At 55.1% G+C, this 19,223-nt stretch carries 17 protein-coding genes; 14 read left to right on the forward strand and 3 right to left on the reverse strand.

The features are described from left to right. The first annotated feature begins 63 nt into the window (after window positions 1-63). The 10 genes from C5Y44_RS06305 (at window position 64) to ffh (ending at window position 11,614) form a co-directional block, all read left to right on the forward strand. The gene (locus C5Y44_RS06305; protein WP_105324173.1) at window positions 64-2,961 is read left to right on the forward strand and encodes a DUF4040 family protein; all 2,898 of its coding nucleotides are present in this window, start codon (window positions 64-66) and stop codon (window positions 2,959-2,961) included. Next, a complete protein-coding gene (locus C5Y44_RS06310) occupies window positions 2,962-3,309 on the forward strand; it encodes a sodium:proton antiporter (protein WP_105324174.1) in 348 nt (115 codons plus the stop codon). Next, on the forward strand, window positions 3,309-4,946 hold the full coding sequence (locus C5Y44_RS06315) for a monovalent cation/H+ antiporter subunit D family protein (RefSeq protein ID WP_105324175.1): 1,638 nt from the start codon (window positions 3,309-3,311) through the stop codon (window positions 4,944-4,946). The genes C5Y44_RS06310 and C5Y44_RS06315 overlap by 1 nt, the downstream gene beginning before the upstream one ends. After that, window positions 4,946-5,329, forward strand: coding sequence for a Na+/H+ antiporter subunit E (locus tag C5Y44_RS06320; RefSeq protein WP_105324176.1), 384 nt, complete (start codon window positions 4,946-4,948; stop codon window positions 5,327-5,329). The genes C5Y44_RS06315 and C5Y44_RS06320 overlap by 1 nt, the downstream gene beginning before the upstream one ends. A 3-nt stretch (window positions 5,330-5,332) precedes the next feature. After that, on the forward strand, window positions 5,333-5,587 hold the full coding sequence (locus tag C5Y44_RS06325) for a monovalent cation/H+ antiporter complex subunit F (protein WP_003845335.1): 255 nt from the start codon (window positions 5,333-5,335) through the stop codon (window positions 5,585-5,587). Next, window positions 5,587-5,976: a monovalent cation/H(+) antiporter subunit G gene (locus C5Y44_RS06330; RefSeq protein ID WP_105324177.1), complete on the forward strand. Its 390-nt coding sequence runs from the start codon at window positions 5,587-5,589 to the stop codon at window positions 5,974-5,976. The genes C5Y44_RS06325 and C5Y44_RS06330 overlap by 1 nt, the downstream gene beginning before the upstream one ends. Before the next feature lie 149 nt (window positions 5,977-6,125). Further along, window positions 6,126-7,502, forward strand: coding sequence for an ammonium transporter (locus tag C5Y44_RS06335; protein ID WP_105324178.1), 1,377 nt, complete (start codon window positions 6,126-6,128; stop codon window positions 7,500-7,502). A 6-nt stretch (window positions 7,503-7,508) separates the two neighbouring features. Beyond that, a complete protein-coding gene (locus tag C5Y44_RS06340) occupies window positions 7,509-7,847 on the forward strand; it encodes a P-II family nitrogen regulator (RefSeq protein WP_066793282.1) in 339 nt (112 codons plus the stop codon). 4 nt (window positions 7,848-7,851) lie between these two features. Further along, on the forward strand, window positions 7,852-9,945 hold the full coding sequence (locus tag C5Y44_RS06345) for a [protein-PII] uridylyltransferase (RefSeq protein WP_105324349.1): 2,094 nt from the start codon (window positions 7,852-7,854) through the stop codon (window positions 9,943-9,945). A 43-nt stretch (window positions 9,946-9,988) separates the two neighbouring features. Next, entirely contained in the window at window positions 9,989-11,614 is a 1,626-nt protein-coding gene (gene ffh, locus C5Y44_RS06350) for a signal recognition particle protein (protein WP_105324179.1), read from the forward strand. A 164-nt stretch (window positions 11,615-11,778) separates the two neighbouring features. Here the strand turns inward: ffh and C5Y44_RS06355 are convergent, their stop codons facing one another. Both C5Y44_RS06355 and C5Y44_RS06360 read right to left on the reverse strand, forming a co-directional pair. Continuing rightward, complete coding sequence (locus C5Y44_RS06355; protein ID WP_105324180.1) at window positions 11,779-12,906, reverse strand: HNH endonuclease signature motif containing protein; 1,128 nt, start codon at window positions 12,904-12,906, stop codon at window positions 11,779-11,781. Between the two features lie 140 nt (window positions 12,907-13,046). Then, complete coding sequence (locus C5Y44_RS06360; RefSeq protein WP_105324181.1) at window positions 13,047-15,449, reverse strand: acyltransferase family protein; 2,403 nt, start codon at window positions 15,447-15,449, stop codon at window positions 13,047-13,049. 309 nt (window positions 15,450-15,758) lie between these two features. Here C5Y44_RS06360 and rpsP point away from each other — a divergent pair, with 309 nt between their 5' ends. The 4 genes from rpsP (at window position 15,759) to C5Y44_RS06380 (ending at window position 18,002) form a co-directional block, all read left to right on the forward strand. Further along, window positions 15,759-16,229, forward strand: coding sequence for a 30S ribosomal protein S16 (rpsP, locus tag C5Y44_RS06365; protein ID WP_066793290.1), 471 nt, complete (start codon window positions 15,759-15,761; stop codon window positions 16,227-16,229). A 71-nt stretch (window positions 16,230-16,300) separates the two neighbouring features. Next, the gene (rimM, locus tag C5Y44_RS06370) at window positions 16,301-16,801 is read left to right on the forward strand and encodes a ribosome maturation factor RimM (RefSeq protein ID WP_105324350.1); all 501 of its coding nucleotides are present in this window, start codon (window positions 16,301-16,303) and stop codon (window positions 16,799-16,801) included. Beyond that, window positions 16,798-17,649 (forward strand): tRNA (guanosine(37)-N1)-methyltransferase TrmD, encoded by an 852-nt coding sequence (gene trmD / locus C5Y44_RS06375; RefSeq protein WP_105324182.1) that lies wholly within the window; start codon window positions 16,798-16,800, stop codon window positions 17,647-17,649. The genes rimM and trmD overlap by 4 nt, the downstream gene beginning before the upstream one ends. Beyond that, a complete protein-coding gene (locus tag C5Y44_RS06380) occupies window positions 17,634-18,002 on the forward strand; it encodes a hypothetical protein (RefSeq protein WP_105324183.1) in 369 nt (122 codons plus the stop codon). Before trmD ends, C5Y44_RS06380 begins: the two co-directional genes overlap by 16 nt. On the opposite strand, the gene C5Y44_RS06385 is transcribed toward C5Y44_RS06380, so the two are convergent. Further along, a complete protein-coding gene (locus C5Y44_RS06385) occupies window positions 17,989-19,194 on the reverse strand; it encodes an RtcB family protein (protein WP_105324184.1) in 1,206 nt (401 codons plus the stop codon). The genes C5Y44_RS06380 and C5Y44_RS06385 overlap by 14 nt on opposite strands. Window positions 19,195-19,223: the final 29 nt, after the last annotated feature.

The following is a 19,223-nucleotide window of genomic DNA, read 5'->3' on the forward strand; positions in this document are numbered from 1 at the left end:
TTCCTTGAACTGAGTAGGTCACCCCGTCTTTTCATGTTCATTTAAGAGGAATATCTACTTGCGATGCTTTTTTATGTTTTAGTCCTGTTAGGGCTCACAGTCGCAGTTGCCCCTTTGGCGTCGCGTCTTTTAGGGCGCAATGCTGGCTGGCTTCTGTCCTTGCCGCTGCTTGCTGGTGCTGGCATGGCAGCGTCGACCTATAGCACTGAAGAAGTGCATACTGAATCGGTGCGGTGGATGCCGACCATCGACGTGAACTTCTCTCTGCGTCTCGACGGCCTATCCTTAGTATTTTTGATGCTGGTGCTGCTTATCGGCGCTGGTGTTTTGGCGTATTCGACGCGGTATCTACACCATAAAGACACTGCCTTTTACTTCTATATTTGTGGTTTCGCAGCATCCATGGCGGTTGTAGTCACCACGGATAACTTGATGGTGTTCTACCTCGCCTGGGAGCTTACGACGCTGTGCTCTTACTTCTTGATTGCCAACTCTGGTGAGAAGGGACATCAACCAGCAATCCGTACCCTGCTGGTGACGGTTCTTGGTGGTCTATTCTTGCTGGGCGCTACCGTAATCATGGCGATCAATGCAGAGACCATGTCGATTTCTGAGGTCATTGCCTCACCGATGTGGGCGGAAAACCCTGCGCTTTTGGCAACGGTGGCTTTCTTAATCGCCATTGCAGCTTTTACCAAGTCTGCGCAATTTCCTTTCCAAGCGTGGTTGCCCGATTCGATGGTTGCCATCGCACCAGTTTCGGCTTACCTGCACGCAGCAGCGATGGTCAAGGCAGGTATTTACCTGATTCTGCGCTACTCGCCACTGCTTCATGATGTTCAGTTGTGGAATGTCATGTTGGTGGTCTGCGGCGGCATCACCGCACTCTTCGGTGCACTCACCGCCATCAAGTGTGATGATCTAAAAGAACTGTTGGCGTATTCCACCATGTCGCAGTTGGGCTTGCTGGTGCTGACCGTCGGTATTGGCACCGATGCAGCAATCACCGCGGCGATTGTCCACACCATCGCGCACGCCTGCTTCAAGGCAGCGCTGTTTATGTCGGTGGGCATCATCGAGCACGAAACCGGCACGCGCTCGTATCAAAAATTGCGCCACACCCGCATCGTCAAGATGCCTATCACCACGGGCATTATCACGATCGCTGGTGCGTCCATGGCGGGTATTCCGCTGCTGTTGGGCTTCGTTTCCAAAGAAGGACTCATCACTGCCAGCTTGGACTCCGGTTTGGCAGAGCCCTTTAAGATTCTGGTCACCGCAGTCATTGTCATCACGTCGATGTTTACCTTCGCCTACTCCTTCCGCTACATCATTGGAGCACGGGGCGCGACCAAGCATTCAATCGCGGAGGCAAATTACCAGGCCGAAGAAGGCGGCTTCGAGCCAGAACCAGTAGACACTATTACTGAAGCAAAGCCAACCGTGTGGTTTGTTCCAGGCATCCTGGCTCTTATCACCGTGGTGCTGGGAATTGTGCCTTCCTTGTTGAATTGGGCAGTGGGACAGGCAGCTGTTGCCACCACAGCAGATGCTCATGAACCACACCTGAGTATCTGGCATGGCTTTAATATCCCGCTTGCTCTCACCGGCATCATCATTGCCTTCGGTATCATCTTGGTGAACTTCAACCGCGAACTTGCTCGCGCGATGACAAACTTTGGTGCACCAATTTCGGGGCTTTCGGCTGTAGAGAAACTGCGCGAGGGAATCATCGACTTCGGCGCTAAGTACGCAACTAAGCCTTCGGGCACGACGTCTATGCGTCGTCACCTCGTTGTGCCATTTTTGATGCTGATTTTGATCGCTGTCGTCGGTCTCTTTGTTCTGCGTGATCTGCCAGAAGTCCATCGTGAGACCTCCACCCCAACCGACTGGGTATTCGTACTCATCATCGGCATTGGCGTGCTGGCATCCGTTATGGCCAAGTCTCGTCTGACCGTGGTCGTGGTGGTTTCGATTGCTGGCTTCGGTGTGACGCTGTGGTTCTATGCCCTAGGTGCTGCCGATGTTGCGACTACGCAGTTGACTGTTGAAATTTTGACGGTCTGTGTTTTGGTCTTGGTACTGCACCGCTTGCCTGATCACTTCACTCCGGAAACCCGCAAATTCCACTGGTGGTCCATCGTCTTGTCCGTAGCGGTCGGCGTAAGTGCCACCCTCGCTGTATGGGGACTGACTGGTCGTCGTGACAAGTCTGATGCAGCGCGCCTGTATCTTGAACAAGCGCCAAAGGATACCGGTGGTTCTAATGTCGTAAACACCATTTTGGTTGACTACCGTGCTTTCGATACTTTCGGTGAGCTGACAGTGCTTGGCATGGCTGGTATTGCCATCGCCGTGCTCTTGGCGAAGTTCCGCCTAGCACCTGTTCGCGAGACTCTCCTGGACCGCAAGTCGCCGGTCTTTGAAGCTTTTGAAAACGCAGTGTTCCTGCGTGCAACAGGCAGAGTCATCGGACCAATCATCGTTGCTTTGTCTGTATTGCTCTTCTTCCGCGGTCACTATGAAACTGGCGGCGGATTCGTCGCGGCACTTGTTGGTGCCGGCGGCATGGCCTTGATGTACCTGTCGGCACCAACCAATGATCGGGCAAAGATTCGTTGGCCATACTTCACGCTGATTGGTTCTGGTGTTGCCTTGGCATCGTTGACGGGTCTGGCAGGTTTCGCTGAAGGATCCTTCCTGACCTCACTGCACGTTGAGATCTTCGGAACTCACCAGACCTCGGCGATGATTTTCGACTTGGGCGTCTATCTCGCAGTTCTTGGTGTCGTTGTCGCCGCCTTCAACTTGCTGGGTATGCCACGCAAGGGGGATAAAGAATTCCACGTCCTGCTGGACTTGGCTTCCGAGCAGACCCTGCAACGCCGTGGTGAGACTGATGACCACAGGGCCCTGGCAGCTATCGCAAGCAACCAGACGAAAGAAAGGAGCAAGTAGATGACACTGGCTATTTCCTCAGGCATTCTCATCGGAGGAGCCGTCTACCTGATGCTGCGCCGCGATATGTTGCGTATCGCATTGGGCTTTACCCTTCTTTCGCACGGCGTCAACTTAATGATTGTCGCAACCGGTGGCACCTATGCCCGCAACGAGCCTTTTGGCTCGCACACTTTAGAACAAATGGGGTTTGCTGCGGATCCACTTCCACAGGCATTCGTGCTCACCGCCATCGTCATTGGTTTCTCGATTTCGGTGCTGATGTTCGTCACCGCTGCGGTCGGCGATGGCGATGACGCCACCCGTCCAGAACTGGACCTGGATAAGCACAAGGACGTGGTTCTCTAATGTGGTACAGCCCTGATTTAGTGGCCTCATTGCTGCCACTATTTGCAGCCATTCCGCTGCTTGCCGCTGGTATCTTGATCCTCTTCCAGCGTGCGAAAATCCTGCAAGAAGTAGTCATGTATACCGTGCTGATGGCAGGTCTTATCGGCTCGGGCCTTTTGATCGCTATTACTGCCGATGGCACCGCGCTTGCACACCGCGTAGGAAATTGGGATGCCCTGGTAGCAATTCCTTTTGCGGTCGATATGTTTGCAGCATTGATGTTGCTGACAGTGTCGATTCTGGCGGTTGTGTGTGCATGGTTTGCCACCGCCAGTGGATTTTCCAAAGAACCCTTCTTTGCGCCGCTGACCTTGGTATTGATGTGTGGTGTTTATGGTGCGTTGCTCACCGCCGATATCTTCAACTTCTTCGTGTTCATCGAAGTTATGTTGCTTCCAAGCTACGGCCTGTACGCAACCACCATCTACCGTCGCGGCGGACGTCAGCAGCTCGCCGGCTTGCGCCTGTTTATCGTGGCTAACCTCTTTGCCTCCAATATGCTGCTCGCCGGCGTCGTCTTGGTCTACGGCTCTTACGGTGCGGTCAACCTCGCGCAGCTGCAAGGTGCAGCGAAGGAAGAACCCGCTGTTGCGATTGCCATGTCCATCGTTATTTTGGCGATGTTGATTAAGGCTTCGGTCGTTCCTGTCCATACTTGGCTGGCACGTTCTTACCCGTACACCAACCCAGCGGTCACCGCGCTTTTTTCGGGCCTGCACACCAAGGTGGGTGTCTACGCTATCTACCGTTGGTACGCGGTCATCTTCGACGGTGACGCGCGCTGGCTGTGGATCCTGGTGCTTCTCTTTACCCTCACCATGGTCATCGGTGTGCTTGGTGCAGTAGGAGAGAAGACCACCCGTGAGATTCTGGCCTTCCACATGGTCTCACAGTTGGGCTACATCCTCATGGGCGTTGCGCTCTTTACCGAGCTCGGTATGACCGCAGGTATCTTCTACCTGATTCACCACATGATTGTTAAAGCCTCGCTGTTTATGTCGACAGGTGCCGTCGAAGTTGTCTATGGCACCGGTGAATTAGACAAGGTCACCAATATCTCGAAACGCGAGCCGATAATCGCGGTAGCTTTCTTCGCCGCGGCGCTATCGCTGGCTGGTATCCCACCGTTTTCCGGCTTCGTCGCCAAGTTCACCTTGTTGTTGGGAACCTGGGAAGCAGGGGAGATCTACGCACTGGTGGCGATGTTGGCGGTCTCGCTTATTACTTTGCTGTCGATGCTCAAGATTTGGAAAGGCATGTTCTGGGGCGATCGGAAAAAGGCCGCTCCACTGCCACGCGCGGGTCAAGACCCCGACGGACCAGCAGCCACCCTGGCTGGCGGTGTCGCTATTTACCCAGAGTTGCCAGAAGAAGGCTCTTCCGTTGCGGTCAAGGCAGCATCAGATGCGTACATCATCGAAGATACAAAAGATGCGCGCCCGCGCATTAAGTTCTGGTTAGCTGCACCAGCAGTGATTACCGCGCTGTTGACGTTGGCTATCGGTGTCGGAGGAGAAGTTCTATTGAACTGGGCAGATACCGCTGCCAACGGTCTGCTGGATACCTCCGCATATGTTGAGGCGGTGCTTGGATAATGGATTATCTAACTTTCCCATTTCGTTTCATCGGCTTTTGGCTGTGGTACATCAAGGAATTTACCGTCGCCAACTACTCCGTTTTGAAAGATATTCTATCGCGCGGGCATGACTCGACCCCAGGTATCGCGAAGTACCCGTGCGAGTCCGAGTCTGAAGCTCACTACACGCTCATCGCAGCTCTGATCACCATTACCCCAGGTACGTTGGTGGTCGGCGCCGCTGCCAATACCGATGAAGGCCAGCGCGTGATGTACGTGCACGGGATGTATAACTCGGATGCAGATGAGCTGCGTGCAGACTTGCGAGATATGGAAGAGCGCATGCTGCGCGGGGTGATGATCCACCCGCACTTTTTCTCGGACCGAAAGAAAGAGGCTTAAATCATGGTTCTAAACATTGCAATCGTGGTGGTGGCGCTGTCCATCATTCCCTCTGCTTACCGTATGTTGATTGGCCCAACTCGCGCAGACCGCGTCTCAGCTGCCGATGCTTTGCTCTTCGTGCTCGTTGCCCTAATTGCATTGATCGGCATGAAGAAAGGCTCTGGGTTTACCTTCGACTTGGTCCTCGTTGCCTCGGTCATGGGCTTCTTAGGCGCGGTTTCGCTCTCGCGTGCGCTGATGCGAGGTGAGCGTTAATGTCAGCACTATTGGTTATCTCAGATATCTTTCTGGTTCTGGGTGCGTTTAACTTCGCAGTCTGTGCAGCAGGCATGCTGAGCTTCCGCGACGTATTTGCACGTATTTCGGTGCTATCGACGGCCTCCGGATTCGGCGTGACCTTCTTGCTCATTGGCGCATTCCTTCGCGATCCAAACTGGTGGAATGTACTCATCGGGCTTGCTGCCATCATCTTGTTGTTGGGCACTTCTGCGATTGGTTCGATTTTGATTTCGCGCGCTGCCCTTTTGCGCCGGGTGGAAATCGTGGATTGCCATTTCCAGGAAGCAGATCCTTATTTCAAGGATCCTGAAGGCTTAGCGCGTGAGCTCTTTATGCGCGAAGACATGCAGGACAGACTGTCTTAAGCTGCTCAGTAAGTAAGCGTTAACCCCCCAGCCGGTGCCTTCGGGCGCCGGCTTTTTTATGTCGTATAGGTCACAAAACATTCTTTAACCTATAGGTCTATAGGTATTCTTAGAAATGTACCTATCGAGCTATAGAAAGTGGGAAGATCGTGGATAGCGTTATTGCAGCATCCGGCAATGCTTCGTGGATACTTATGTCGGCATCGTTGGTATTTTTGATGACTCCTGCGCTGGCATTGTTCTACGGCGGCATGTCATCTCGGCGCAGCGTCATGAACATCATGATGATGAGCTTTGGAGCCTTAGGGGTTGTCTCAGTGGTCTATATTCTGTGGGGCTGGTCCATGTCTTATGGCACTCAGTCTTGGGGCGGGGTAGTAGCTAATCCTGTGGAGATGTTCGGCTTGAAGGATCAGATCATAGATTCATCTGGCGAGTTTGTAGAAGGAGCAAATGGCTACGCTAATGTCATCGACATCGGCTTTCAGCTCACGTTTGCAGTCATCTCCACTGCGCTGATTTCAGGTGCGCTGGCAGAGCGCGTGAAATTTTCTACGTGGCTAGTATTTTCTGGCGCCTGGGCAACCCTGGTGTACTTCCCGCTTGCGCACATGGTCTGGGGCGGCGGGTTGCTCTCTCACACGCAAGATTCCCTGTCCGCGTGGCTTTTTGGCACCGAAGGCGGGGAGGCGATAGTCGCACCTATTGATTTCGCAGGCGGTACGGTCGTGCATATTTCCGCTGGTACTGCAGCACTTGTGCTTGCTTTGGTCGTCGGCAAGCGTGCGGGCTTTCCTAAGCACCTGTCGCGTCCTCATAACCTGCCGTTTACCATGTTGGGCGCAGCACTGCTGTGGTTCGGGTGGTGCGGATTCAACGGCGGTTCCGCATTTGCTGCCGATGGACTTGCAGGGCTGGCATGGCTGAATACCGCTGCAGCGGCGGCAGCCGCCATGCTGGGCTGGATGCTCATTGAAACCCTACGCGATAAAGCAGCCACATCTTTGGGCGCAGCCTCCGGTGTCGTGGCAGGTCTTGTCACCATCACCCCCGCAGCGGGCGCTTTGACCCCGATGACCTCGCTCATCTTAGGGTTTATCGGCGGAATCTTAGGTTGTCTTGGGGTGGGGCTGAAATTCAAATTCGGCTTTGATGACTCCCTCGATGTCGTCGGCGTTCACCTGGTCGCTGGGCTATGGGGAACCATCGGTGTGGCCTTGTTTGCGCGTGAAGGTGGCATGCTTAGCGATGACTACGCATACGGCTTTAAACTGCTCATCATCCAAACACTGATTGCGGTTGTAGCGATGCTCTTTTCCGCAATTGTCACCTACGTTATTGCAGTCGTACTGGGCAAAACCCTTGGTTGGCGCATCGACAAGGAAGCAGAAGCTAACGGCATCGATCTTGACCAACACCGCGAAACGGCCTACGACGTTGTCGGAACAAACAATTTTGCACACGCGGGCGGTAGTATGGATAAAAACGCACCTGTTATTCCATCCCGCACAGATATAAAGGAGTAAACCACCATGAAACTGATTACTGCAGTTCTCAAACCCTTCACTTTGCCGGATGTGCGTGCAGCTTTAGAACACGTAAACGTCCACGGACTGACGGTGACTGAGGCGCAAGGATATGGCCAACAGCGTGGACACAATGAGGTCTACCGCGGTGCAGAATACGCCACTGATTTCGTTCCTAAGATCAAGCTGGAAATTCTCGTGGCTGATGACCGCGTGGATGAGGTTGCCAATGCCATCGTCGAAGCGGCTTATACCGGCAAGATTGGTGACGGCAAGCTATGGGTAACCCCTGTTGAAGACGTTATCCGCGTGCGCACCGGTGAGCGCGGCGAAGAAGCTGTCTAGTGTGATTCCAGAACCACACAAAATTCGCGCTGAGGCTTATTCCTCAGCGCGTGCTTTGATCGATGACCTAGTTGTCCCACCGAATGCTGCTTTGGCTGCCACTGGCTCTTTAGCACGGAAGGAAATGACGTCATATTCCGATCTGGACATGGTGCTAATTCATGCCCCCGGCCAACAGCTGGAGGAAGAGGAAGTCGGCGCACTGTGGTATCCCATTTGGGATGCGAAGTATCACCTTGATTATGCGGTGCGCACCCCTGATGAGTGTGCCGCCGTTGCGGAAACCGACGTTGCTGCTGCGCTGAGCCAGCTAGATCTGACCTTTTTGGCCGGTGATAAGCAGCTTGTCGATGAATCCCGCGCGAAACTCTACGCCACCTGGCGGGTGTCTTTGCAAAAGAACTTCGATAGGTTCATCGATTCTTCGATTGATCGCTGGCGCAGGGCAGGGCCGATTGCCTCGATGACGCGCCCGGAGATCAAAAATGGGCGCGGAGGATTGCGCGACCTGCAGCTGTTGCGCGCGCTTGCCTTAGGCAATCTTTGCGATGTACCTGAGCTGGGTGCGGAACGTGACCTGTTATTGGATGTGCGCGTCTTATTGCATGAACATTCACGTCGGCATCGCGACGTGTTGGAACCAGAGTTCGCCGCCGAGATCGCAGAAGATTTAGGTTTCAAAGACCGCTATGAGCTTTCTGCTGCCTTGGCGAAGGCCTCAACGACGATTAGCAATGCAGTCGAGCGTGGCCTTTCCGCAGCCCGCGGCTTGGTCTCGCGGCGCAGCGTACACCGCGTGCGCAAACCGCTTGATGTCGATGTGGTTGATGAAGGCGGCTATATAACCCTGGCCCGCAATGCGAATCTCAATGATCCAGGCTTGATTTTGCGCGTCGCTGCGGCGACTGCGCGCACAGGTAACCCCGTGAAAAATGGGGTGTGGCAGCGTCTGCGGGACGTGCCGGATTTGCCTGCGCGGTGGCCACGAACTTCAGCTGATGACTTCTTTACGGTGCTAACCAGCCCGCAGGTCATTATCGAGATGGATAAGTTTGGTCTGTGGGAGCGCTACGTTCCCGAATGGAACCGCATCCGCGGAGTCTTGCCGCGTGAGCGCAACCATTCCCACACTATTGACTTTCACTCGGTTGAAACGGTGGAGCGGTGCGCGCAGGTGCGCACGACGGTCGGCCGGCCAGATCTATTATTGCTGGGCGCGTTATTTCACGATATCGGCAAAGGCTATGGCCGCCCGCACGAGCAGGTCGGCGCGGAGATGGTCACCCGTATGGCACAAAAGCTGGGATTGAATCTCCCGGATCGCATGCGTGTGCAAACTCTCGTCGCAGAGCACACGACTTTGTCGAAGCTGGCTGCGCGCATGGACCCAGAATCAGATGAAGCCCGCAACGCCGTCCTCGACGCGGTGCACTATGACCCGCTAACGCTTGCGATGCTCACGGTCTTAACTGAGGCCGATTCGAAGGCTACGGGCCCGGGGGTATGGAATCATCGAAAAGCTGCTGCTGTGCATGAGCTTTCTCTACGTGGGTTAAGAATGTTGGATACCTTCGTTCCCGCACGTCCGCGCGTCTATGCTCCGGCCGATATTGGATTGCACACCAACTGGGAAGACAAACAGCTAACGATTTCCTGGCGTGGTTCCTATCAACGCGAGGTTGTACGTCCCTTGGCTGTGGTTGCTGCGCTGGGGTGGGTAGTAACCCAGGCGGCGATGGTGCGCGAGGATGATGGCTCCTATGCGGCTGAATTTACCGTGCGTGCGCTTCACGAAAGACTCGAGCGAGCCGCTGATGAGGCACGCTTTGTACAAGCCTATAAATCTGGGGTCTACTCCACACTGCCGGAGATTGAGAAGCATCCATCCACGGCCAATTGGCAAGTCGGTGGGGTATTTGAAGTCCGTACCGTGGATCAACGTGCGGTTTTAGGCCATGTGATCGGCAAATTACCTGATGTAAAATGGTTGACGATGACCTCTCCCGGAGCCACCATGGTGGTGCAAGCAGCGATGTCTGAAACTGTTTCTCGCGCCGCGGTGGTCAGGAATGTGACCGAAGCGCTATCAGGCGGCTAAGCTAGGGGAGTTAAAAAGTTCCCGAACGAAAAGATGTGCTTAAGTGTTCGAGTCACTATCAGATCGCTTACAAACGACGCTGAAGAATCTGCGCGGTAAAGGCAAACTGACCGAGGCAGACATCAACGCCACCGCGCGCGAGATTCGTCTCGCGTTGCTGGAAGCCGACGTGTCTTTGACGGTCGTGCGCGGGTTCATCAAGCGTATTAAAGAACGTGCTGTTGGCGCAGAAGTTTCTGAGGCGCTGAACCCTGCTCAGCAAGTTATTAAAATTGTCAACGAAGAGCTGGTTTCAATCCTCGGTGGCGAAACCCGCCGTCTGCAATTTGCTAAGAACCCGCCGACGGTCATCATGCTCGCCGGTTTGCAGGGTGCGGGTAAAACCACTCTCGCCGGTAAATTAGCCAAGCATTTGGCAGGCCAGGGCCACACCCCGATGTTGGTGGCCTGTGACTTGCAGCGCCCAGGTGCAGTCCAGCAGCTTGAAATTGTTGGTGAGCGCGCAGGCGTTCCTACCTTCGCGCCTGATGCCGGTACCTCGGTTGATGCGCACGACCATGAGATGGGTACCTCGACCGGCGACCCAGTCAAGGTTGCACAAGCAGGTATCGAAGAAGCCAAGCGCGCGCAGCACGACGTGGTCATCATTGACACCGCTGGTCGCTTAGGTATTGATGAAACCCTGATGACGCAGGCGCGCAATATTCGCGATGCCGTCAACCCTGACGAAGTCCTCTTTGTCATTGACTCCATGATCGGTCAGGACGCGGTTTCTACCGCTGAGGCTTTCCGCGATGGCGTGGACTTTACCGGCGTCGTTCTCACGAAGCTTGATGGTGATGCCCGCGGTGGTGCCGCCCTGTCGATTCGTGAAGTCACCGGCAAGCCAATCCTGTTTGCCTCCACCGGTGAGAAGTTAGAGAACTTCGATGTATTCCACCCTGAGCGCATGGCCAGCCGAATCCTCGGCATGGGTGACATGCTCAGCCTTATTGAGCAGGCTGAAGCCACCATGGACCACCAAAAGGCCGAGGATGCTGCGCGCAAGCTCGGTTCTGGTGAGCTCACTTTGAATGACTTCCTCGACCAGCTGCTGATGGTCCGCAAGATGGGCCCAATTGGCAACCTGCTCAAGATGATGCCAGGCGGCAAGCAGATGAGCGAGATGGCCGAGATGGTCGATGAGAAGCACATCGACCGCATCCAGGCGATCATCCGCGGTATGACACCAGAAGAGCGCGAAAACCCGAAGGTGCTAAACGCGTCGCGCCGCAAGCGTATTGCTTTAGGTTCTGGTGTTGAGGTCGCAGACGTTAACCAGCTCATCGAGCGCTTCAACGAAGCCAAGAAGATGATGACCAAGATGGCTGGCCAGTTCGGCATGGGCGGCGGTGCTCGCTCTGCAACGAAGAAGAAGCCAAAGGGCCGCAAGGGCAAAAACGGCAAGCGTAAAAAGCCTAAGGGCCCTAGCCGCGGCGGTGGAATGCCAGGCATGCCGGGAATGCCTGGAATGCCCGGTGGCGGCGGCATGCCTTCTATGGAAGAACTGCAGAAGCTACAAGAGCAAATGGGTGGCGGTGCTGCTGGCGGCGGTTTCCCAGGAATGGGCAACAAGCTGCCCAAGGGCATGGAAAATATCGACTTGAACAATCTCAAATTCGATAAGTAGCCACGCCACGGCTTAAGCACACAGCTCGAGCCCCTGACAGAGCATATCTGCCAGGGGCTCGAGCTTTTCGTCTCTTTCATAAAAGGGATCGCCAGTTTCCCCAACCAGGCCCGGTTTCTAGTTGGGTTCTCTCATTTGCTGGTGATTTCGTTGCCGTGGCGTCTTTAGATGAGGTCCATCGCCCCCATGTTGCTCAGGTTGTGCGTGTTGCCCACCAGTTTGCCGCCTGGGGTGTGTAGGCGGACTTTCCCGCGGTGGCGGCGCATTCTCCCGCGACTCGGTTTGCCTCGTTTCTTCCGGCTCGGCGAAGCTGGACCGTCATCGTCATTCACACCGTTGTGATACTTGCACAGCATCGTCAGATTCGACGGCTTAGTATGACCACCGTTCTTGTGGGTATCGATGTGGTGAACCTGGCACCTATCAGCCGGAACATTGCAGTCTGGCCACGGGCAGACCAGATTCTCTGCCATGGCTAAGGTTCGTAGTTTGTCTGATGCGAAGCGGGTCTCGTAAAGGTTGACCGGCCCGGCGGTGGGGTGAAAGAGTCCGACATAGAGTTTGTCGCCGAGTGCGCCTTTCATTGCGGCGTTGATGAACTCTGCGCCGGTCATGGTGGTGCCATCGGAGAGACCGATGATGACGTCGTCGCCGCGCCCGCAGCTAACTTTCGCGAAATCGTCGAGACCGATGGCAATGACGGTGCGGTATTCCGGCTTGATAAGCCCGGTGCCGTTTCCTTTGACGAGGTCCCAGAAGGGCTCCAGAAGTGCTTTAGAGCGTGGCTGGTCCTCATCGTGCTTGATGCCCGCATCAAGCGTCTTTTCTAAGTCAGTGATACGGCGTTGGGTATCGGTAATACTAATGGTGCGCAGTCCATCGATGACGCGTCCTACACGGACGCCGCGTTGTTTGGGTTTGTCACCGCCTTCTTCGGTCACGCGCTTTTTCGCGTAGGCTTCGACTTCTTCTAAAGAGCCTTCAAGGGCGATAAGTTCGGCGCGCAGTTTCCAGGCAGCGCCGCGGGCTTTGAGCTTCCTCGCGTGCTTATTGACCATTAGTAAATGATTGGCGCTTAGTTTCTTTTCTTCAGCGAGGGCGATAGTTTCTTGCTGCACGCGTGGGGAGTCGCAGGGGCTAAAAAGTTCGGTGGCGAGGCGGGCGTAGTTTGTGGCGAGTGTAACTTCTATGCCTTCGTCGGATATGTCGTGGGGTGAAAGCTCATCGAAAAGCCGCAAAAAGCCTATGCCGTGGCTGGTGAGGAGCTTGAATGCTTGCCATATGTCGTTCATGACTTCGACACTAAAGGGGCGTGCAAGTCCTGGCTAGTGCAAAACAAAAAACCTGTGGATAACTACGTTGACGCGTCACGCAAACGCATAAGTTATCCACAGGTGGTGCTATCCGGGGGCTTTTCGTGCCTCAATTGGATTTACAGAGCGGCATCAGGAAGTGTTTCACCTAAGCCGGGCTCGTAGGGGACAGCGCCTTCAGGTAATTCTTCTACAGGGGCTTCTTCTACGGGTGCTTGTTCGATGGGAGACTCCACGGGAGGAACTTCTGCAGGCGGTGCGTCTTGGTAGACCGGCGGTTGCTCCTCGCCTGGTAGTTGTTCTACGGGATCCGGCTGACCGGGGTATTCATTTCCCGGCAAGGTTTCTTCTTCGGGTGCAACCGGAGCGCGGGTAAAGCTTGGCTCGCGAGGCTCCGGGATGGGCTGGCCGGCCATGATGGCTGAGATGTAGTCCTCAAAGAGAGGCATCGCCGAATCTGCAAATGCATTCGTGATGTGGTGCATGTCGCGATAGACCATGGTGTTACCGATAACGGTCGGGCACCATTCCGCGTCGCAGAACCAATCCGAGGTATCTACTGCCACCATATTCTGGAAATTCGCCAAGATAGGCGCTGACGGATCCTCAGGGGTGTATACGCGCTCGCGCGCCATGCCACAGCCGATTGGATCTTCGGTGGCAACGTAGCACTCATCAAACTCACGCGCCATCAGGTTTTCATCAAAGCCCCATGGGTTATCGCGTAGACCCAAGAAGGGGATATTCGCTTTCTGCAGCTCTTCCCAAAAGCCCACGTAGCCTGCCGGCACCATATCTGGGCCGTGGCCATGCTCGCCTTGAGGTCTAGTGGTATTAGATATAACGAGGTCAGGTTGTGCTTCTCGGATTCGTTCCATAGCTAGGGCGCCCCACTCGGCACAGGCTGGAGTAACACCCGAGGTGTCTCCGATTTCGATCGGGCAATCTTGACGCAGCAGCGGAACCAATTTATATCCGATGCGTTTGCCTAATTTATCAAGCCCTGATGCCCATTGCTCAGCATGTGAGCCACCGACTAAATAAACGGTGAAATCAGCATCCGGGTCACCGAAAATACATGGATCACCGTTGACGTCGACATCGAAGAAGGCATCGCCCGGCGCATCCTGACCAATAAAGCAGTGCAGGGTGGAAGTTGGTGGCATGATGCCGCCAACCAACATTGGGTCAGGCTGGACTGAATCGACCTCTGGCACATCGACTCCGAAATGCGCCATGACGCCAGGGTAGGAGACCGGATCCAAGGTATCGTCTCTGAGATTAGAAACAGTGCTGTTCCACACTGGCTGGACCATAAGTAGAGCCACCATGCAGACAGCTACGACGCCACCGCCGAGAACTCGCATCTTGCCAGCGCGGTTCTTCATCGTCGCCAAAGCGCGGTTGACTGGCATGTCATCTGCCAAAGGACGCTTTCCGTGTTGGCGCAGTGGGCGCTCAACAAACCGGTGGGTGAGATCAGCCAGCACCAGCGAGAAAGCGATGATGCTAATGCCCAGCCACCATGGAGGGGTCGCAAGGTTGAGCGCCGCAGTCGACAAAATTAGCAATGGCCAGTGCCACAGGTAGAGCGCATAGGCGATATCGCCAAGCCATCGGGAAAACTTGGAGGCCAGAACCCCAGAGATGCGGCCGCCGGAGCTGCCGCCGACGATGATAAGTACCGCGCCGCCGAGAGGCAGCAGCGACAGTGGACCTGGGTACGCTGTGGAATCAGCAATTAGAGCGCCGGTGAAAAACAGGGCAATAAGACCAACGACGGTCATGATATTGCCGAGGAATTCAGAGACCTTGATCTTGGAGCCATAAATAGCCAAGACCGCGCCCAGGGTCAGCTCCCATGCACGTGACCAGGTGGAGTAGTAGTTTTCACCGGTGCCATACAGCCCATGGCGAGAAGCATAGGCAAAAGACACAATCGTGATGATGATAAGGATTGGTCCAGCGATCTGCTGCACGGTGGGAAAGCGCGATTCGCGCAGGCCACCTTTACGCGGGATACGCGTAATTACTGCTAGAGCCAGGGCGAAGATGATGCCCATGAGGTAGAACTGCCCCTGCACAGCCATTGACCACATGTGCTGCAGTGGAGAAGTATCCGCAGAAGCTGCAGCATAATCAGCGTCTTGCGCTGCCAATTCCCAGTTCTGGAAGTAAAACAGCGTAGCGGTGATCTGCTGTGCAAACTCCGTGCGCATCAACTGCGGGGTTACAAAGTACACTAAAAGGGCTGTGGCGCCAATGACCAGCACCAAGCTCGGCAGGAGTCGGCGCAAGGTACGCCAAATTGGCCACCATGGGTTCAAGGAAGCATTAGGCTTAGCTGCATACCGCAGCTGCGAGCCTAAGAAGAAGTAACCCGATAGAAGCAGGAAGACGTCCACGCCGCCAGATACTCGGCCGACGAAGACGTGATAAAAGACCACTAGGGCAATCGCAATTCCGCGAAGTCCGTCTAGGTCATAGCGATAACGGAAGTTTCGAACTGCGTCAGTGCTCATCTAAAATCTTAGGGTCCGAATCTATATACTTGGGCACACTAATAATTGGGTGTGCAAAAAGTGGCAGGAATTCCGAAACTAGATTACTCGGTCTTTAGCGCCAACTCCTATTCGTCCACGCCAATTTTGGGAATTAGCGAAAATCCCTGTAATATAGCGCGAGTTGTGTGAAACTGCACGACTGCGTAATGCCGCCACCGACCATGGTCGACCGGCAGTCACACGCAGAAAAATCTCCAAGGGTTGAACCGGCTTGGTAAAACCAAGCGCCAGTACTGCCCAGTGACTTAAATAAGTAAGGAGCCAATCATGGCTGCAAAGATCAAGCTTCAGCGTATCGGTAAGGTACGCAACGCACAGTACCGCATCATCGTTGCTGACGCTCGCACCCGTCGTTCCGGCCGCGCAATCGAAAACCTGGGCATCTACCAGCCAAAGGAAGAGCCATCTGTAATCCAGATCGACTCCGAGCGCGCACAGTACTGGATTGGCGTTGGCGCACAGCCAACCGAGCCAGTTCTCGCACTGCTGAAGATCACCGGTGACTGGCAGAAGGCCAAGGGCCTGCCAGGTGCTGAAGGTACCCTGAAGGTTGCAGAAGAGAAGCCATCCAAGCTGGAGCTCTTCAACGCTGCTTTGGCTGAGGCTAACAACGGCCCATCCGTTGAGGCTGTTTCTGCAAAGCGTGCAAAGGCAAAGGAAGAGAAGGAAGCTAAGGCTGCTGCTGAACTGGCTGCAGAAGAAGCTGCTAAGGCTGCAGAAGAAGAATCTGCAGAGTAATCTTTCCTAGCTGACATGAGCGCCGTTTCCCAATTGGGAAGCGGCGCTTTTGCTCTATTATGCTAATGAATATGGAATTATTGATTGGCCGCGTCATCAAGTCGCACGGTATTAAAGGTGAAGTATCCGTCGAGGTGACCTCGGACAGCCCAGAGGAGCGCTTCTACCCAGGTGCGGTACTCAACGGCAAGCAAGGCACGAAAGCGCACGAACTAACTATTTCTACCGTGCGCGTACATAAAGGACGCCTGCTGATTACTTTTGAAGAAATCGCAGATCGCACAGCTGCGGATTCCCTGCGCGGAGTGAAATTCTTCGCGCAGCCTCTAGAAGACGAAGATGACGCAGGCTTCTACGACCACGAGCTAGAGGGACTTAAACTTGTCCTCGATGGCGAAGTCATTGGTGAAGTCACTGGCATTACCCATGGCCCGGTGCAATCGCTTTTGGAAGCGAAGCTGGACAATGGCAAGGAAGCACTCATTCCCTTTGTCGAAGAAATCGTTCCAGAAGTTGATCTGGAAGAAGGAACGTGCACGATTACGCCACCGGAAGGGCTTTTAGACCTGTGAGGATTGACGTTGTCACCATTTTCCCTGAGTATTTAGATCCCCTCCGTCATGCGCTTTTAGGTAAAGCTATTGAGCAGAGACGTCTTAGCGTCGGCGTGCATGACCTGCGTTCGTGGGCAACCGGTACGCATAAAACCGTCGACAGTGCACCAGCAGGCGGCGGACCAGGGATGGTCATGAAGCCAGAAGTCTGGGGGCCAGCGCTTGACGATGTCGCCGCGGGGACCACCGGCGGCACCGAGCTAGATTCGGCGATGCCGCACTTAGACCGCCTGCGTCACGATGAGCTAGAGGGAATCGACGGCCATTCCTATGCGAACTCTGGCGAGGACTCGAGCCTGCCGTTGTTGCTGGTGCCAACGCCCACGGGAAAACCTTTCACGCAGGACGATGCCCGCGCGTGGTCGCACGAAGAGCACATCGTTTTTGCGTGCGGACGTTACGAAGGCATCGACCAGCGAGTAATTGATGATGCGCATAACCGCTACCGCGTACGTGAGGTATCCATTGGTGATTACGTGCTCATCGGTGGGGAAGTAGCAGTGCTGGTTATCGCCGAGGCCGTCGTGCGCCTCATCCCCGGCGTGCTGGGCAACAAGCGCTCCCATGAAGAGGATTCATTTTCTGATGGCCTGTTGGAAGGCCCGAGCTACACCAAACCACGCGTGTGGCGGGATTTAGAGATTCCTGAAGTCTTAACCTCCGGCAACCACGGGCTGGTAGACAAGTGGCGCCGCGAACAATCCCTGAAGCGCACGTTTGAACGCCGGCCGGAGCTGCTCGCTGGCGCGGAACTGGATAAGCACGACATTAAGTATTTGGAGGGGCTTGGATGGACATCAGCGTAGACCTTTCGGTGTTGCTTTATCCCTCACAGTGGGCGGAAGTTCTAAACGAACTTCCGCGGAAAGCTAAGTTAGCCGGGGTAGAGGTTGAGAACATTGCCGTTGAGCAACTCTATAGTGCGTGCGAGAAAGAGAATGTGCTTGTCGATGACTACTGGCTGCGCCATGGCCACGCACCCACCGGCGCTGAGGTCTACCGCATCATTGTCAACGGCGCATCGACCTTGCCGCTCAATAAATGCGCGGCGGCAGTCGCGGAGGCCTTCCCCGCAGATACCATCTGGTATGGCACCGCGGAGATTGGTCATACCGAGTTTGGCCTCGGCACGACCTTGGCGTGGACTAAGTCCCCTTAACGTTAAGCACCTGCCGAAGCTCGTGCTTTACCTCCACGAGCTTCGCAGCGTCTTCCATGACCTGGTCAATGTCTTTGTAGGCATCGGGAATTTCATCAATCCATTCCTTGCCCGGACGGTAGACAATGCCTTTCATCCGCGAATCCAGATCCTCAGCAGTAAAGCGCTTGCGTGCTTCGGTCCGAGAGTAGCGTCGACCAGCGCCGTGCGGTGCCGAGCGCAGGGCAGGGGCAAAACCCTTGCCTTCAACCACATAGGAACGCGTGCCCATGGAACCAGGGATTAGGGCTTTCACGCCGACATCGGCAAGCACTGCTCCCTTGCGCGTTAACCACACGTCCTTACTAAAGTGCTCTTCCTTGACCGTGTAGTTGTGGTGGCAGTTAATGCGTTCTTCCTCCGCCACCTCGGCGCCGATGAAATCGCCCAAGCACAGCGCGAACCTATCCATCATCTCTTCGCGGTTGAGGTAGGCAAAGTGCTGTGCCCAGTGCAGTTCGGTGATATAAGCATCAAACTCTGCCGTGCCTTCGGTCAAGTAGGCAAGATCCCTATCCGGCAGACGTACCCAGTGCTTATCGCACTGCGCCTGTGCTGCAGCGATGTGCTTCTGCGCAATCTTATTGCCCACGCCACGTGAACCAGAGTGCAAGAACATCCAGACACGGTCTTTCTCATCCAAGCACAGTTCAATGAAGTGGTTGCCGCCGCCGAGTGAACCGAGCTGCTGACGCCACTTCGGCGAATGCGAAAGGTCAACGCCATCGCGCTCGGCCATCTGCGCGAGCTCGCGTGCGCGGCGATCTGCGGATCCCTCTAGGTGCCACTCGTTGTAGTTGCCAGGGGATAGCGGAATGGCTGCTTCAATGGCATCGCGCAGCGGGACTAAATCTTCCGGCAGGTCGCTGGCGTGAAACTGTGTGCGCACGCCAATCATGCCGCAACCGATATCCACACCGACGGCAGCTGGGATCACCGCGCCGATGGTTCCGAAGACCGTGCCGACAGATGAACCCATACCAACGTGCGCATCCGGCATCAGCGCCACATGTGGGTGGATAAAAGGCATGCCAGCAAGTTGCTTGGCCTGGGTCATTACAGCTGGTTCGAGCACGGAAGCAAAAGCTTCCACGTGGACTTTCTCATTGAACTTGCGTGGTGCGGCCTTCTTCGGGCCGCGAGAACGAGACATGTGTCTTTCTCCCTATGTCGTGGGTACAA

This window comes from Corynebacterium sp. J010B-136 (assembly GCF_002967075.1).
In the GTDB taxonomy this organism is placed as follows: Bacteria; Actinomycetota; Actinomycetes; order Mycobacteriales; family Mycobacteriaceae; genus Corynebacterium.

What these genes read in the sequence shown, in the direction of transcription:
- C5Y44_RS06305 (WP_105324173.1), top strand. Translation starts at nt 64, where the DNA reads ATGCTTTTTTATGTTTTAGTCCTGTTAGGGCTCACAGTCGCAGTTGCC.
- C5Y44_RS06310 (WP_105324174.1), top strand. Translation starts at nt 2,962, where the DNA reads ATGACACTGGCTATTTCCTCAGGCATTCTCATCGGAGGAGCCGTCTAC.
- C5Y44_RS06315 (WP_105324175.1), top strand. Translation starts at nt 3,309, where the DNA reads ATGTGGTACAGCCCTGATTTAGTGGCCTCATTGCTGCCACTATTTGCA.
- C5Y44_RS06320 (WP_105324176.1), top strand. Translation starts at nt 4,946, where the DNA reads ATGGATTATCTAACTTTCCCATTTCGTTTCATCGGCTTTTGGCTGTGG.
- C5Y44_RS06325 (WP_003845335.1), top strand. Translation starts at nt 5,333, where the DNA reads ATGGTTCTAAACATTGCAATCGTGGTGGTGGCGCTGTCCATCATTCCC.
- C5Y44_RS06330 (WP_105324177.1), top strand. Translation starts at nt 5,587, where the DNA reads ATGTCAGCACTATTGGTTATCTCAGATATCTTTCTGGTTCTGGGTGCG.
- C5Y44_RS06340 (WP_066793282.1), top strand. Translation starts at nt 7,509, where the DNA reads ATGAAACTGATTACTGCAGTTCTCAAACCCTTCACTTTGCCGGATGTG.
- C5Y44_RS06355 (WP_105324180.1), bottom strand. Translation starts at nt 12,906, where the DNA reads ATGAACGACATATGGCAAGCATTCAAGCTCCTCACCAGCCACGGCATA.
- C5Y44_RS06360 (WP_105324181.1), bottom strand. Translation starts at nt 15,449, where the DNA reads ATGAGCACTGACGCAGTTCGAAACTTCCGTTATCGCTATGACCTAGAC.
- rpsP (WP_066793290.1), top strand. Translation starts at nt 15,759, where the DNA reads ATGGCTGCAAAGATCAAGCTTCAGCGTATCGGTAAGGTACGCAACGCA.
- rimM (WP_105324350.1), top strand. Translation starts at nt 16,301, where the DNA reads ATGGAATTATTGATTGGCCGCGTCATCAAGTCGCACGGTATTAAAGGT.
- C5Y44_RS06380 (WP_105324183.1), top strand. Translation starts at nt 17,634, where the DNA reads ATGGACATCAGCGTAGACCTTTCGGTGTTGCTTTATCCCTCACAGTGG.
- C5Y44_RS06385 (WP_105324184.1), bottom strand. Translation starts at nt 19,194, where the DNA reads ATGTCTCGTTCTCGCGGCCCGAAGAAGGCCGCACCACGCAAGTTCAAT.